The sequence below is a fragment of the Nocardia sp. NPDC004722 genome, from assembly GCF_053601505.1.
In genome coordinates, this window is record NZ_JBSGBY010001034.1 from 1 (window position 1) to 1,557 (window position 1,557).

At 56.5% G+C, this 1,557-nt stretch carries 1 rRNA gene; it reads left to right on the plus strand.

What is annotated here, in order from left to right:
• Positions 1-43 precede the first annotated feature (43 nt).
• Positions 44-1,557: ribosomal RNA gene (locus tag ACWELQ_RS45425) — 23S ribosomal RNA — on the plus strand; the annotation flags it as partial.

A 1,557-nucleotide genomic window follows, 5' to 3' on the forward strand; every position in this document is an offset into this window, starting at 1 on the left:
GTGTGTTGTTTGAGAACTGCACAGTGGACGCGAGCATCTTTGTTAGTAAGTGTGTAAGAGCGTACGGTGGATGCCTTGGCACCAGGAGCCGATGAAGGACGTAGTAGGCTGCGATAAGCCTCGGGGAGCTGTCAAACGAGCTGAGATCCGAGGATTTCCGAATGGGGAAACCCAGCACGAGTGATGTCGTGTTACCCGCGCCTGAATATATAGGGCGTGTGGAGGGAACGTGGGGAAGTGAAACATCTCAGTACCCACAGGAAGAGAAAACAACAGTGATTCCGTGAGTAGTGGCGAGCGAAAGCGGAAGAGGCTAAACCGATCAGGTGTGATAGACGGCAGTCGTTGCCTGGTCGGGGTCGTGGGACCCATCTTCTTCATTCTGCCGAGTGGAGCATGAGTGAGAAACCAAGTTGTTAGTCGAATTGGTCTGGGACGGCCAACCGTAGAGGGTGAGAGTCCTGTAGACGAAAACATCTTGGCTCATGTGATGGGCACCCGAGTAGCAGCGGGCCCGTGAAATCTGCTGTGAATCTGTCGGGACCACCCGATAAGCCTGAATACTACCTGGTGACCGATAGCGGACTAGTACCGTGAGGGAAAGGTGAAAAGTACCCCGGGAGGGGAGTGAAATAGTACCTGAAACCGTGCGCTTACAATCCGTCAGAGCCCTCCTTCGGGTGGGGTGATGGCGTGCCTTTTGAAGAATGAGCCTGCGAGTCATCGGTGTGTGGCGAGGTTAACCCGTGTGGGGGAGCCGTAGCGAAAGCGAGTCCGAATAGGGCGCCGCAGTCGCACACTATGGACCCGAAGCGGAGTGATCTACCCATGGCCAGGGTGAAGCGACGGTAAGACGTCGTGGAGGCCCGAACCCACTTAGGTTGAAAACTGAGGGGATGAGCTGTGGGTAGGGGTGAAAGGCCAATCAAACTCCGTGATAGCTGGTTCTCCCCGAAATGCATTTAGGTGCAGCGTCGCGTGTTTCTCACCGGAGGTAGAGCTACTGGATGGCCTAGGGGGCCCACAAGCTTACCGAAGTCAGCCAAACTCCGAATGCCGGTGAGTGAGAGCGCGGCAGTGAGACTGTGGGGGATAAGCTTCATAGTCGAGAGGGAAACAGCCCAGATCGCCGGCTAAGGCCCCTAAGCGTGTACTAAGTGGAAAAGGATGTGGAGTCGCGAAGACAACCAGGAGGTTGGCTTAGAAGCAGCCACCCTTGAAAGAGTGCGTAATAGCTCACTGGTCAAGTGATTCTGCGCCGACAATGTAGCGGGGCTCAAGTACACCGCCGAAGCCGCGGCATTCAGACATTATCCCGCCTTCGGGCCAGGAGTCTGGATGGGTAGGGGAGCGTCGTATGGCCAGGGAAGCGGCGGAGTGATCCAGCCGTGGAGGCCATGCGAGTGAGAATGCAGGCATGAGTAGCGAAAGACGAGTGAGAAACTCGTCCGCCGAATGACCAAGGGTTCCTGGGCCAGGTTAATCCGCCCAGGGTGAGTCGGGACCTAAGGCGAGGCCGACAGGCGTAGTCGATGGACAACGGGTTGATATTCCCGT